Below are 13,806 nucleotides of genomic sequence, written 5' to 3' on the forward strand. Positions count from 1 at the left end.
ATATCGTGCAACGAGCATTGGCTATTATTTACATTTTTGTAACGTTTGGCGCGCTAAAACACGTAATTTTACCCGCTGTCAAGGCAGGTACTATTGAATAGGAATTTACTTGTATTTCGGACGAAGTCGCTTTGCTAACATTGTGTTACTGTAAGTCGGTCGCCTTAAAAATAGCTCAAGTTTGCAGCTTTACCTGCCGATAATGACTTCTGACTCCTTAACCATTTGAAAGGCCGATCTTTTGCCGAGTTTGATGAAAAAGACGATTGTTTGATGGGGAAAGCATGAGCACCTTATTATTTCTGTTAGCTGCTATGCTGGCCTGCGCACTGATTGCCGGATGGCTGATTTGGCGAAGCCTGAAGCTACGTGCCCAGGTTTCGCACGATCGTTCCTTCTCCGGTGCCACCACGCGCAAACTAACCCCAGAAGAGCGCGTTGCCGTCGAAAATTATCTCGAGCGTTATTCCCGTTCCCAGGAGCTGATTGGCCCCTCCGGCGCGAGCAATCCACTGCCAAGACTAACGCTCACCGCGCAAAGCAGTACAGTTTTCTCCCTGACCCGGTCGATCACTCGCTACGGCCTCTCTGCCGATGACGCCAATAAATGGCGTTATTACCTTGATTCTGTTGAAGTTCACCTCCCGCCGCTCTGGGAGCAGTACATCACCAACGATAACGACGTAGAGCTGATTCGGACGAGCAGCATCCCGCTGGTGATTTCACTCAATGGCAATACGCTGCAAAACGATACGCTGGATGTGCAGCAGTACGCCCTGGAAGGTTATTCAGGCAATCAGGCCTCCATTCGCGGCGAAGAAAGCGAGCAAATCGAGCTGCTAAACATTCGCCAGGAAACTCAGGAAGAGTATTCCCTGAGCCGCCCCGACGGCGTGCGCGAAGCCGCGCTTATTTGCATCGCTTTTATCATGCTGTTCCTGAGTCTCGTGACGCCGTCGGTGTTCCTGCCCTGGTTAATTGGCGGCGCCGTCCTGCTGATTGCCGCCGGTTTGTGGGGCCTGTTTGCCCCGCCGGCGAAAACGGCATTGCGCGAGATCCACTGCCTGCGCGGCACACCCAAACGCTGGGGGCTGTTCGGCGAGTCTGACCAGGAACAGATGAACAACATCTCCCTGGGCATTATCGATCTGGTGTATCCGCCCCACTGGCAGCCTTTTGTGGCTCAGGATCTGGGGCAGAAAACCGATATTGATATCTATCTTGACCGCCATGTGGTGCGTCAGGGACGTTTCCTTTCACTCCATGATGAAGTGCGTAACTTCCCGCTACAGCACTGGGTGCGTAACATGCTGGTTGCCGCCGGCGCGCTGCTGGTCCTGCTGATGATGACTATTTGGGTGCCGCTGGAAATGCCTATCAAGCTTAGCGCCTCATGGTTGAAGGGCGCTCAGTCCATCGAAGCCACCAGCGTTGAGGAACTCGCCAAATACAAGCTGCAGGTAGGCGATACGCTGAGAGTGAATGGCACGGGGATGTGTAATATTCAAACGCCAGGCGGTTATCGCTCGCGGCAAAACTTCCCATTCACCCCCTTCGACTGCTCGCAGATCATCTGGAATACCGCCCGCCCTCTGCCCTTGCCGGAGTCCGACATCATGGACAAAGCGGTTGCTCTGACCAAAGCCGTCAGCGGGCAAATTCATCCTCAGGGTGGAGAAGGTGACAGCAAAGTTAACCCACAGCTCGCGGACGCCATTCAGAAATCAGGCATGGTCCTGCTGGATGATTTTGCCGGGATTGTGAAAAAAACCCAGGCGCTGTGTACCGCAGAAGAAGAGTGCGTCCGCCTGAAGAATGCGCTAGTAAACCTGGGCAACACTAAAGACTGGGATTCCCTGATCAAGCGCGCGGATTCAGGAAAACTGACCGGGGTGAATGTCCTTCTACGGCCAGTTAGCGCCGAGTCGCTGGATAACCTGGTGGCCACCTCAACCGCACCTTTCTTTATTCGTGAAACCGCCCGCGCCGCACAGGCATTAAATAGCCCTGCTCCTGGCGGGTACATCATCATCAACGACGAAGGTGGTGATTTCGTGGACCAGCCGCTGCCGCCAATGTCGCTGTATGACTTCCCGGCCCAGGAACAATGGACCGAATTCCAGCGACTGGCGGAAATGCTGCTGCACACGCCGTTCCACGCCGAAGGGATCATTACCGGCATCTACACGGATGCCAACGGCACACAGCACGTCACCCTGCATCGGATCTCAGACACTCATAGCCTCTGGAGTTACATCGGCATTTCTCTGATGCTGATTGCGATGTTGGCCTGCGCCGCGATAAACGGCGTTCTGGCGGTGACTCGCTATCGCCGTGCCAGTACGCGACTGGCTGAAATTCAGCGCTATTATGATAGCTGCCTCAACCCCACACTGACTCCGCCTACGCCGCTGAAGTAGCCGCTACGGGTAAACTTTGCGTACCGGGTTGTGCTACCCTGGTACGCTATTTTCCCTCAATCGAGACTAAAGCTATGTCTGGTGCTATTGCCTGGCAGGACGTGGACACCCTGCTGCTGGATATGGACGGGACCCTGTTGGACCTGGCCTTTGATAACCATTTCTGGAAAAAGCTGGTGCCGGAAACCCTTAGCCTTCAGCGCGGCATTCCGTTGCAGGATGCGAATGAATTAATTTCCCGCGAATACCACGCCGTGCAGCATACGCTAAACTGGTACTGTCTCGACTACTGGAGCGAACGCCTCGGGCTGGATATCTGTGGCATGACCACCGAACAAGGGCCAAAGGCCGCGCTGCGTGAAGATACCGTGCCGTTTCTTGAAGCGGCGAAAGCCAGCGGCAAGCGCCGCATTCTGCTCACCAACGCGCACCCGCATAACCTTGCGGTGAAGCTTGAGCACACGGGTTTGAACCAGCACCTTGATTTATTACTTTCCACCCACACATTTGGTTATCCGAAAGAAGATCAGCGTTTATGGCAGGCGGTGGCCGGGCATACCGGATTCGATGCGGCCCGAACCGTCTTTATCGACGACAGCGAAGCGATTCTTGATGCAGCCGCAACGTTTGGGATTCGCTACTGCTTTGGTGTCCTCAACCCGGACTCAGGTGAAGCGGAAAAAACGTTTGAGCGCCACCCAGGCCTGAGCGATTACCGTAGCCTGATCCCGTCGCTTTCCGCTTAAGGAGGCGCAATGAAAGAAAAAACCGCCGAGGGCGTACGCCTGGATAAATGGCTGTGGGCCGCACGCTTTTACAAAACCCGTGCGGTGGCGCGGGAAATGGTTGAAGGCGGGAAAGTGCACTACAACGGCCAACGCAGCAAGCCGAGTAAACTGGTTGAGCTTCATGCGGTACTCACGCTGCGCCAGGGAAACGACGAGCGCACCGTAACCGTCCTGGGTATTACCGAACAGCGCAGGCCAGCCGCAGAAGCCTCTCAGCTTTATGAAGAGACGGCGGAAAGCATCGCCAAACGGGAAAAAGTGGCGCTGGCGCGCAAAATGAACGCGCTGACCATGCCGCATCCCGATCGCCGCCCGGATAAAAAAGAGCGGCGAGATTTGATGAAATTTAAACACGGTGGCGAAGCGTAAATTCGCCGACCAGTAAGAGAGATGACGATGACTCAACACGACCAACTACACCGCTATCTGTTTGAAAACCACGCCGTGCGCGGCGAGCTGGTGACGGTTTCCGAAACCTGGCAGCAGATCATGGAAAACCATGATTACCCGCAGCCGGTCAAAAAAATTCTGGGCGAACTGCTGGTCGCCACCAGCCTGCTGACCGCCACGCTGAAGTTTGACGGAGATATCACCGTTCAGCTTCAGGGCGATGGCCCGATGACGCTGGCCGTGATTAACGGCAACAACAAACAGCAAATGCGCGGCGTAGCGCGTGTACAGGGTGATATCCCGGCGGATGCTGCATTAAAAGATCTGGTGGGTAACGGTTATCTGGTGATCACCATCTCCCCAAGCGAAGGCGAGCGCTATCAGGGCGTGGTCGGTCTGGAAGGGGATACGCTGGCCGCCTGCCTGGAAGATTATTTCATGCGTTCCGAGCAGCTGCCAACTCGTCTGTTTATTCGTACCGGTGAAGTAGACGGTAAAGCGGCGGCGGGCGGTATGTTGCTGCAGGTTCTGCCAGCGCAAAACGCGGAAACCGACGACTTCAACCACCTCGCGACGCTGACCGAAACCATCAAGGCCGAAGAGCTGCTGACGCTACCAGCGAACGATGTGCTATGGCGCCTGTATCACGAAGAAGAAGTCACGCTGTACGATCCTCAGGACGTAGAGTTCAAATGCACCTGCTCACGCGAGCGCTGTGCTGACGCGCTGCGCACGCTGCCGGATGAAGAGGTCGACAGTATTCTGGCCGAAGATGGCGAAATCGACATGAACTGTGATTACTGTGGCAGCCGCTATGTGTTTGACTCCATGGACATCACGGCGATCCGCAACAATGCCTCTCCGGCGGATCCGCAGGTTCACTAAGTTTGCAAAACGCCTCCGATTGGAGGCGTTTTTTTTCAGCGGTAATAGTCGATTTTAACCCGCTGCCCCTGCACCATCACGTCCTGCCAGACCTTCGGCGCCGCCGTCAGTTTTCCTTCAGAAGCGGCCTGCTTCAGCGCTGACATCATCTGGTTTTTATCCAGATCCCGGGCCTGACCGATATCCTTCCAGTTCCCGTCTATCTTGCCGTACACTTTGCAGTAGCTCATTTCCGGCTGGCACAGCAGCCATTCATCCTGCCCGTCGCCGTTCAAATCCATCCCAACCAGCAGACACTTATCCTCGTCATCCAGACACTCGCGAGCCTGGTAACTTTCATCTTTTACCATGGCCTGCCACCACGCGTTTTCCGGCACGCGATTTTTATCCGCCAGCACGATACGCTGACGCAGAGATTCAACCGTCAGCTTCACCACCGCCACACCGCCCGTTTTGCCATTGCTCAACAGCATCGCCAATTGCCTTCTGCGATCGGGACTGGCGACAAACACCGGGTCTTTTTGCAGCTCGCTGAGCGCATCGTAGCCCCGCCGCCCGGCGTATTGCAGCATGGTCATACTCACCTTCTCGGGCTTCAGGACGCCGCTGTGGTAACGCGCCATTTGGTTATTAACGCTGATCCGGTAAGGGTCCAGAAGCGGGGAATTCACCGCGACCAGCAAGGCCAGCGCCAGCAAAAGCACCGCGCGGTTAATCCCTCCCGGCTGTAGAACAGTCTCCCGACGCTGGCGAACGAGCGTGACGACATAGCCAAAGGCCCACACCAATACGGTGAAGGTTATCAGCGCCGCATATACCCTCGTCGGCGTCCAGCCGTATGACGAAACGCGCAACCACAGCGCATAGCTTGCCAGCAAAGCATAAACCGGCGACAGCAATAACGTCAGCTTTATCGCACCATCAAGCAGAGCAGGATAAGGTCGGGTTTCTCTTTCCGGATGATAAGCCACTGCGGCAGTGCCCATCACCATCAGCGTCAGCGTGTTGAGCAGCGCATTACAGGAGAAGTGCAGTGAAATCGACCCCAGGCCAACCACCGGCAGCGTCGCCAAAAACATCAGAGAAATCAGCGACAGCAGCGGTAAAAGCCCCGTGGCAAAAACGCTGAAGAAATGTTTTACCGCGTTAATAGCCCGAACCTGGTCACGGCAAAGCGTGACCGCCAGCGCCGCTGCCGTACAGGTAGCAATCCAGGCAAACGCCGACGAACTGAAAAACAGGCGATCAAAGAAGGCGATATCCACCAGCTTAAATAACCCGGCCCAAAGCGCCAGCACGCCCCAGAAAAAGAGCACCAGCAGCCCGGTCAGCAGCAGAGTAATACCGTTCCGCCAGAGCTGGCCGTAGAATACCTGCCAGCCTCCCCAACCGCGATTCGAGTGCAGCCGCCCCTGCAGCCAGGGCAAGGTCAGAAACAGCATCACCGCCAGCGAACAGAGATACCCCAGCACAATATCGTGCCGACTCCAGCTTTCCAGCCCCTGGGTCGTCCAGTTCACCCAGCCGCTCATCAGCGCCACAATCGGCAAGGGGAGCAACGCCAGGCCCCAAAATCGCAGGCCATTGAAACGCACGGTGATAAGCGCCAGCGTCGCCGCCAGCACTACGGACAGGGAGCGCAGATACAGGGCTTGATTATCCCCTCGCAGCCAGATGCTACTCACCCTGTCTCCTTCGGTGAGGTACAGCACCACGCCTAAAAGAAACCCCACCAGCAAAATCCCCCAGCGGGTCGCCTTAGGCAACGGTTCAGACATGAACATAGTTGTCATCCCTTATTAGCTCATTTTTGACTTAGTGTAACGACCTGCTGCGACTTGCAAATGACGCTCTTGTTTCATTGCGTTGCGCATGAGAGCGCGTTCATTCACAAAGTTCTTCGTTATTATCCTAATTATTAACATATCTGCCATATTTTCCCCGAAAGCCAGCGAATTCCTGCCATACTCTGCCCCCGTTGCGGCATCCCCTGTGCATTTCCCCTGTTAAATTTAAGCAGGCGCGTAAATTTATGATAGTGGTCGCGGTTAACACCCCCTAAACAACCCTACAATATTCGGCAGTATAAATTGGCTAAGGAGCAGTGAAATGCGAGTTAAAGGCATAACCCCGCAAGATCTCAAGGCTTATGGCATTCATGACGTCAGCGAAGTCGTCTATAACCCCGATTACGACACCCTTTACCGCGAAGAACTCGACCCTAACCTGCAGGGTTTTGAGCGCGGTGTGGTCACTAACTTAGGCGCCGTCTCCGTAGATACCGGGATCTTTACCGGCCGCTCTCCAAAAGATAAATACATCGTCCGCGATGACACCACCCGCGACACCTTATGGTGGGCCGACAACGGTAAAGGCAAAAACGATAACAAACCGCTTTCCGAAGAAACCTGGCACCAGCTCAAAGGGCTCGTCACTCATCAACTGTCGGGCAAGCGCCTGTTTATTATTGACGCTTTCTGCGGGGCCAATGCCGATACCCGCCTGTCAGTGCGTTTTATCACCGAGGTTGCCTGGCAGGCACACTTCGTGAAAAACATGTTTATTCGCCCAACGGACGAAGAGCTGGCAACGTTTGAGCCCGATTTTGTGGTGATGAATGGGGCTAAATGTACCAATCCAAACTGGAAAGAACAGGGCCTGAACTCCGAAAACTTTGTGGCGTTTAACCTGACTGAACGCATGCAGCTTATCGGCGGCACCTGGTACGGTGGCGAGATGAAGAAAGGGATGTTCTCTATCATGAACTACCTGCTGCCGCTGAAGGGCATCGCCTCCATGCACTGCTCGGCAAACGTCGGTGAAAAAGGGGATGTGGCGGTGTTCTTCGGCCTGTCCGGCACCGGTAAAACGACGCTTTCTACCGACCCGAAACGCCGCCTGATTGGCGACGATGAGCACGGCTGGGACGACGACGGTGTGTTTAACTTTGAAGGCGGCTGTTACGCGAAAACCATTCGTCTGTCAGAAGAAGCTGAGCCGGATATCTATCACGCGATTCGCCGCGATGCGCTGCTGGAAAACGTGACCGTCCGTGCCGACGGCACAATCGACTTCGACGATGCGTCCAAAACGGAAAACACCCGCGTTTCTTACCCGATTTATCACATCGACAACATCGTTAAGCCGGTGTCGAAAGCGGGTCACGCTACTAAAGTCATCTTCCTGACTGCGGATGCCTTCGGCGTACTGCCACCGGTTTCCCGCCTCACCGCGAACCAGACTCAGTACCACTTCCTGTCCGGTTTTACCGCCAAACTGGCGGGTACCGAACGCGGCGTGACGGAGCCAACGCCAACCTTCTCCGCCTGCTTCGGCGCGGCGTTCCTGTCGCTGCACCCAACGCAGTATGCTGAAGTGCTGGTGAAACGCATGCAGGCATCCGGTGCCCAGGCGTACCTGGTGAATACCGGCTGGAACGGTACCGGCAAACGCATTTCTATCAAAGACACCCGCGCGATCATCGACGCTATTCTCGACGGCTCGCTGGACGACGCAGAAACCTTTACGCTGCCGATGTTTAACCTCGCCATTCCAACCTCGCTCGCGGGCGTTGATACCCAAATTCTGGACCCGCGTAATACCTACGCGTCCCCGGAGCAGTGGCAGGAAAAAGCTGAGCAACTGGCGAAGCTGTTTGTCGAAAACTTCGAGAAATACACCGATACTCCTGCCGGTGCGGCCCTGGTCGAAGCCGGTCCGAAGCTGTAAATCTGAAGCATTAGACGAAAAAAAACGAACCCTTCGGGGTTCGTTTTTTATTGGGCCACAGGCCAGCTAGCTTTCCCGATGAGTCACCACCCGGGTTATCGGCAGCGGGAGATAAGCCCTGATTCGCAGCCCTCCCCGCTCGCTCTTCCCGAGATCCAACATCCCGTTATGGTTGTCGATGATGCGCTGCACGATGGCTAAACCCAGCCCTGTGCCGCTGGTACTGCGGGCGCTATCGCCGCGAACAAACGGCTGGAACAGATGCTGAAGCTGGTCTGGCTCAATGCCTGGGCCATCATCTTCCACCTGGAACCAGGCGCGATTTAATTCGCTGCCGCTGCTGACTTTGATCCAGCCATTGCCGTAGCGCGCCGCGTTCACCACCATATTCGCCACCGCGCGCTTGATAGACAGCGGATGGATATTCAGGCGGATTTCGCCGGCCTGCAGATCGGTATCGATTTCACGCTCGTAACCGCTTTCTGCCGCAATAACTTCCCCGAGCACGCCGTTGAGATCCGCCATCTCCAGCGGCATCTCCTGCCCGGTGCGCAGGTAGTCGATAAACTGTTCGATAATCGCATTACACTCTTCGATATCTTTGTTAATCGACTCGGCCAGATAGCCATCCTCCTGCCCCATCATTTCAGTCGCCAGGCGGATACGCGTCAGCGGCGTGCGCAGATCATGGCTAACGCCCGCCATCAGCAGCGTGCGGTCATCGGCCAACTGTTTAACACCCGCGGCCATATGGTTAAACGCCCGCGTTACCGACCGCACTTCCGAAGCGCCATATTCGCGCAAAGGAGGAGGAATAATCCCTTTACCGACCTGCAGCGCAGCGTGCTCCAGGTCGACCAGCGGTCGGTTCTGTATTCGAATAAACAGCCATGCGCCGCCTATCGCCAACAGCATGATCGCCAGCGTGTAGCGGAACAGCGGGGAGAAATCGCCCTGATGGATTTCGGTCAGCGGAACGCGGACCCAGATATTCGGCGACAGCCAGGTCTTCAGCCAGACAACCGGGGAGCTTTTGTTCACCTCAACGCGCACTTCGGTCGGGCCGCCAAGCTGCTGCGCCATTTGCTGGCTCAGAAACTCGTAGTGCTGCGCCCAGCGCAGGCCAGCGTCTTCCGCCGCCTCGTTGGAGTAAAGTGAAATGCCCAGCTCGCGGTAAATCTCACGACGAAACGCAGGCGGCACCACAAGTTGGGTGCCGTCTTCAAGCTGCAGTTTGTCGGTCATTAGCATTCTGACTTCGTACGCCAGCACCTTATTAAACTGCTGCAGGCTCGGCAAAATCGCGAAGTTCAGAACGACAAGATAAGTCGTCACCAGGCTGACAAACAGCAAGGTGACGATCAGCAACAGCGTACGGGCAAACGAGCTTCTGGGGGAGAAGCGAACTCGCCTCATGCCTTAGCGCCGTCCGGGACAAAGACGTAGCCAAGACCCCAAACGGTCTGGATATAACGCGGATGCGCCGGGTCCTCTTCCACCATGCGGCGCAGGCGGGAGATTTGCACGTCAATGGAACGCTCCATCGCGGAGTATTCGCGGCCACGGGCCAGGTTCATCAGTTTGTCGCGGGAAAGCGGCTCGCGCGGGTGGCTGACCAGCGCTTTCAGCACCGCAAACTCACCGCTGGTCAGCGGCATTGGCTCGTCTTCGCGAAACATTTCACGAGTGCCTAGATTCAGCTTGAACTTACCGAAAGCGATAACTGCTTCTTCCTGAGAAGGCGCACCCGGCAGTTCGTTCGCCTGACGGCGCAGGACCGCGCGAATACGGGCCAGCAGTTCACGCGGGTTAAACGGCTTAGGAATATAGTCATCAGCGCCGATTTCCAGGCCGACGATACGGTCAACTTCTTCACCTTTCGCGGTCACCATGATGATCGGCATTGGGTTACTCTGACTGCGCAGACGGCGGCAGATAGAAAGACCATCCTCGCCCGGCAGCATGAGATCCAGCACCATCAGGTGGAAGGATTCACGGGTCAGCAGGCGATCCATTTGTTCGGCGTTAGCGACGCTGCGAACCTGGAAGCCCTGCTCGGTGAGATAACGCTCTAACAGCGCGCGCAGACGCATGTCGTCATCGACCACCAGAATTTTATAGTTCTCTTGCATCGTTTGTACTCCCAAAGGCTCGAACAGTTGAGTGTGTATTCTTAAAAAACTGCGCTAATACAACCAGTCAATTCTGGTATACATTCTAGTCGAAATTGTTACAAAGCATATTAAACAGTCGGTTATCAACGTTTTAAATCAAAATTTGGTGACTTGCTTCCCAAAATGCGCCGGTTGCATTCCTTATTGAGCATCGGTTTAAATCACACTCTGATTTTACAGGCTGTAGGGCAGAAAGATGAAAACGCCGTTAATCACCCGTGAAGGCTACGAAAAGCTCAAAAAAGAGCTGGATTATCTGTGGCGTGAAGAGCGCCCCGAAGTGACCAAAAAAGTGACCTGGGCCGCCAGCCTCGGCGATCGCAGCGAAAACGCCGACTATCAGTACAACAAAAAACGCCTGCGTGAAATTGACCGCCGGGTTCGCTACATCACCAAATCTCTGGAGCGCCTGAAAATCGTCGATTACTCACCGCAGCAGGAAGGCAAAGTCTTCTTCGGCGCGTGGGTCGAAATTGAAAACGACGACGGCGACCTGCTGCGTTTTCGCATCGTTGGTTACGACGAGATTTTTGGCCGCAAGGACTACATTTCTATTGATTCGCCGATGGCGCGCGCGCTGCTCAAAAAAGAAGTGGGCGATTTAGCCGTGGTGCAAACGCCGGCGGGAGAAGCGCAGTGGTACGTCAATGAAATTGAGTACCCTAAACCCGAGTAATGTGCACAGAACTGTCTGAAACCCAATATCCGTGGGTCGTCGGCTGGCATTTTCGCGCCCCGATCCGTATAACTGTTTGCTGAATTTTCCGTACTACACAGATGAAAAGCCATGATGAATGATTCGCTTTGCCGCATTATTGCGGGTGAGCTTCAGGCCAGAAACGAACAGGTGGAAGCCGCCGTTCGCCTGCTGGATGAAGGGAATACCGTGCCGTTTATTGCACGTTATCGTAAGGAAGTCACCGGCGGTCTGGATGACACGCAACTGCGTCAACTGGAGACTCGTCTTAGCTACCTGCGCGAGCTGGAAGAGCGCCGTCAGTCCATCCTCAAGTCTATTGCCGAGCAGGGTAAACTGAGCGACGAACTTGCCGGTGCCATCAACGGCACGCTGAGCAAAACCGAACTCGAAGACCTTTACCTGCCGTATAAACCCAAGCGCCGTACCCGCGGGCAAATCGCCATCGAAGCCGGCCTTGAGCCGCTGGCGGATTTGCTGTGGAACGAACCTTCACACGACCCGGAGCAGGAAGCCGCTCGCTTTGTGGATGCCGACAAAGGCGTCACCGACACCAAGGCCGCGCTGGACGGCGCACGCTACATCCTGATGGAACGCTTCGCCGAAGATGCCGCTCTGCTGGCAAAAGTGCGCGACTATTTGTGGAAAAATGCGCATCTGGTTTCCGCCGTGGTAAGCGGTAAAGAGGAAGAAGGCGCGAAATTCCGCGACTACTTCGCCCACCACGAAGCCATTGCCAACGTTCCCTCTCACCGCGCGCTGGCGATGTTCCGCGGGCGTAACGAAGGTATTTTACAGCTGTCGCTGAATGCCGACCCGCAGTTTGATGAGCCGCCGCGCGAGAGCTACTGCGAGCAGTTGATCATCTCTCACCTGAATCTGCGCCTGAACAATGCCCCGGCCGACAGCTGGCGTAAGGCCGTGGTGAGCTGGACCTGGCGCATCAAGGTGTTAATGCACCTTGAAACCGAGCTGATGGGCACCGTGCGCGAACGCGCCGAAGATGAAGCCATCAACGTTTTCGCCCGCAACCTTCACGATCTGCTGATGGCGGCCCCGGCTGGCCTGCGCGCCACCATGGGCCTCGATCCGGGCCTGCGTACCGGCGTAAAAGTCGCGGTGGTTGACGCCACCGGCAAGCTGGTAGCGACCGATACTATTTATCCGCATACCGGTCAGGCTGCGAAAGCCGCCGTGGCCGTGGCTGCCCTTTGTGAAAAACATAACGTCGAGCTGGTCGCTATCGGCAACGGTACCGCATCCCGTGAAACCGAGCGCTTCTTCCTGGATGTGCAAAAACAGTTCCCGAAAGTCACCGCCCAGAAGGTGATCGTCAGCGAGGCCGGCGCTTCCGTTTACTCAGCTTCCGAGCTGGCGGCGCTGGAATTCCCGGATCTGGACGTGTCTATTCGCGGCGCGGTCTCGATTGCCCGCCGTCTGCAGGATCCGCTGGCCGAGCTGGTGAAAATCGACCCGAAATCTATCGGTGTGGGCCAGTACCAGCACGATGTCAGCCAGACTCAGCTGGCGAAAAAACTGGATGCGGTCGTCGAAGACTGCGTAAACGCCGTTGGCGTGGATCTGAACACCGCTTCCGTGCCGCTGCTGACCCGCGTGGCTGGCCTGACCCGCATGATGGCGCAGAACATCGTCAACTGGCGTGACGAAAATGGCCGCTTCCAGAACCGCCAGCAGTTGCTAAAAGTCAGCCGCCTGGGGCCAAAAGCTTTTGAGCAGTGTGCGGGCTTCCTGCGCATCAACCACGGCGATAACCCGCTGGATGCCTCTACCGTACACCCGGAAGCCTATCCGGTGGTCGAACGTATTCTGGCCGCCACTCAGCAGGCGCTGCAGGACCTGATGGGCAACAGCAGCGAATTACGCGATCTGAAGGCCAGCCAGTTTACCGATGAGCGTTTCGGTGTCCCTACCGTGACGGACATTATTAAAGAACTGGAAAAACCGGGCCGTGACCCGCGCCCTGAGTTTAAGACCGCACAGTTTGCCGAAGGCGTGGAAACCATGAACGACCTGACGCCGGGCATGGTGCTGGAAGGCGCGGTGACGAACGTCACCAACTTCGGCGCATTTGTCGACATCGGTGTACATCAGGACGGCCTGGTGCATATTTCGTCCCTGTCGGACAAATTCATCGACGATCCGCACAAAGTGGTGAAAGCGGGCGATATCGTTAAAGTTAAAGTCCTGGAAGTGGACCTGCAGCGGAAACGCATCGCCCTGACCATGCGCCTTGATGAACAGCCTGGCGAAGGTGGCAGCCGTCGCGGTAATGGGGGTGGCAACGCACCTCGCGAGCAAAAAGGCAGGCCAACAGCACAACAAAAACCGCGCGGGCGTGAAAACGCCGCCGGTGGGAATAGCGCGATGATGGATGCGCTGGCCGCTGCGATGGGCAAGAAGCGTTAATTGTCTGACCTCTTCCTTCGGGGAGAGGTCTTATTTTTTCCATCTCCGACAAAAAGCAGAAAAATAACGTACTCTTGATCTAAATCAATTTTCAATATCTACCCCGCCATGAAACCAGCAATTATCATCCCTGTAACATCGGCAATAACGAAATAACATTCATCGTTCACCAAAGAGAGGCCATTACTCTATTTTTCATGCAATTAAGACACCACTTTCTTCCGCTCGTTAAAATCAACCCCACTAAATCAGCCAGAAAAATTCCTATTTTGGTTAAATTCACTCAGAAAAATAAA

At 55.5% G+C, this 13,806-nt stretch carries 10 protein-coding genes; 7 read left to right on the forward strand and 3 right to left on the reverse strand.

The window, feature by feature from the left end:
• Positions 1 to 284 precede the first annotated feature (284 nt).
• The 4 genes from WFK85_RS08590 (at position 285) to hslO (ending at position 4,483) form a co-directional block, all read left to right on the forward strand.
• The gene (locus WFK85_RS08590; protein ID WP_336706469.1) at positions 285 to 2,420 is read left to right on the forward strand and encodes an intracellular growth attenuator family protein; all 2,136 of its coding nucleotides are present in this window, start codon (positions 285 to 287) and stop codon (positions 2,418 to 2,420) included.
• Between the two features lie 74 nt (positions 2,421 to 2,494).
• Positions 2,495 to 3,166, forward strand: a complete 672-nt coding sequence (gene yrfG, locus WFK85_RS08595) for a GMP/IMP nucleotidase (RefSeq protein ID WP_336706471.1) — start codon at positions 2,495 to 2,497, stop codon at positions 3,164 to 3,166.
• Positions 3,167 to 3,175: 9 nt separating this feature from the next.
• Positions 3,176 to 3,577 (forward strand): ribosome-associated heat shock protein Hsp15, encoded by a 402-nt coding sequence (gene hslR, locus WFK85_RS08600; protein ID WP_008457857.1) that lies wholly within the window; start codon positions 3,176 to 3,178, stop codon positions 3,575 to 3,577.
• Between the two features lie 27 nt (positions 3,578 to 3,604).
• Positions 3,605 to 4,483 (forward strand): Hsp33 family molecular chaperone HslO, encoded by an 879-nt coding sequence (hslO, locus tag WFK85_RS08605; RefSeq protein WP_008457859.1) that lies wholly within the window; start codon positions 3,605 to 3,607, stop codon positions 4,481 to 4,483.
• Between the two features lie 35 nt (positions 4,484 to 4,518).
• On the opposite strand, the gene WFK85_RS08610 is transcribed toward hslO, so the two are convergent.
• The gene (locus WFK85_RS08610) at positions 4,519 to 6,267 is read right to left on the reverse strand and encodes a DUF4153 domain-containing protein (RefSeq protein WP_166994660.1); all 1,749 of its coding nucleotides are present in this window, start codon (positions 6,265 to 6,267) and stop codon (positions 4,519 to 4,521) included.
• Positions 6,268 to 6,592: 325 nt separating this feature from the next.
• Here WFK85_RS08610 and pckA point away from each other — a divergent pair, with 325 nt between their 5' ends.
• A complete protein-coding gene (gene pckA, locus WFK85_RS08615; RefSeq protein WP_008457863.1) occupies positions 6,593 to 8,212 on the forward strand; it encodes a phosphoenolpyruvate carboxykinase (ATP) in 1,620 nt (539 codons plus the stop codon).
• A gap of 66 nt (positions 8,213 to 8,278) precedes the next feature.
• Here the strand turns inward: pckA and envZ are convergent, their stop codons facing one another.
• Entirely contained in the window at positions 8,279 to 9,628 is a 1,350-nt protein-coding gene (gene envZ / locus WFK85_RS08620; protein ID WP_008457865.1) for a two-component system sensor histidine kinase EnvZ, read from the reverse strand.
• Entirely contained in the window at positions 9,625 to 10,344 is a 720-nt protein-coding gene (gene ompR / locus WFK85_RS08625) for an osmolarity response regulator transcription factor OmpR (RefSeq protein ID WP_006177890.1), read from the reverse strand. The genes envZ and ompR overlap by 4 nt, the downstream gene beginning before the upstream one ends.
• Positions 10,345 to 10,582: 238 nt before the next feature.
• On the opposite strand from ompR, the gene greB reads away from it, so the two are divergent.
• Together greB and WFK85_RS08635 are read left to right on the forward strand one after the other, a co-directional pair.
• Positions 10,583 to 11,062, forward strand: a complete 480-nt coding sequence (gene greB, locus WFK85_RS08630) for a transcription elongation factor GreB (protein ID WP_038478036.1) — start codon at positions 10,583 to 10,585, stop codon at positions 11,060 to 11,062.
• Between the two features lie 111 nt (positions 11,063 to 11,173).
• The gene (locus WFK85_RS08635) at positions 11,174 to 13,510 is read left to right on the forward strand and encodes a Tex family protein (protein WP_336706475.1); all 2,337 of its coding nucleotides are present in this window, start codon (positions 11,174 to 11,176) and stop codon (positions 13,508 to 13,510) included.
• Positions 13,511 to 13,806: the final 296 nt, after the last annotated feature.

The sequence above is a fragment of the Cedecea sp. VD22 genome (assembly GCF_037150195.1).
GTDB lineage: Bacteria > Pseudomonadota > Gammaproteobacteria > Enterobacterales > Enterobacteriaceae > Cedecea.